Source organism: Mesorhizobium sp. M2E.F.Ca.ET.219.01.1.1, assembly GCF_004016445.2.
Classification (GTDB): domain Bacteria; phylum Pseudomonadota; class Alphaproteobacteria; order Rhizobiales; family Rhizobiaceae; genus Mesorhizobium.
This window is the reverse complement of the sequence record NZ_SADT02000181.1, coordinates 1-316: the sequence shown is the minus strand read 5'-3', so window position 1 is coordinate 316 and position 316 is coordinate 1. Positions and strand designations below refer to the sequence as shown.

Here is a 316-nt window from a genome sequence, read left to right as displayed (position 1 = left end):
GTTTCTCCTACCAGAGCCTCGGCATCGTGCTTTGCGTGCTGACGTTTGCGGTCGAAGCAGCCCCTAATAATCTCGTCGGGCTATCGAGGCTGAAGTCGCTCGGGCTGGTTGGCTTGCTGTTGGCAAGCCTCGCGGTCACGCATCACCTCTCGGCCGCCTTCGCCGCCATCTATTTTGGAGCGCTGGCGGGCCTCGAGGCTTTGCGCCGGCACGACCCCCTGCGGTTCGAGGCCAGGATCGTCGTGAGCTTCACGGCGATCCTGGCCATCGCTCTGCCGTTCCTGTGGATGCAGTGGCGTGGCATCCCTCTCGCAGC

General features: G+C 63.9%; 1 protein-coding gene. It reads left to right on the top strand.

What is annotated here, in order from left to right; genetic code table 11:
- The coding region (locus EN862_RS36500) for a hypothetical protein (RefSeq protein ID WP_193771645.1) at positions 1-316 on the top strand (316 nt) is incomplete at both ends.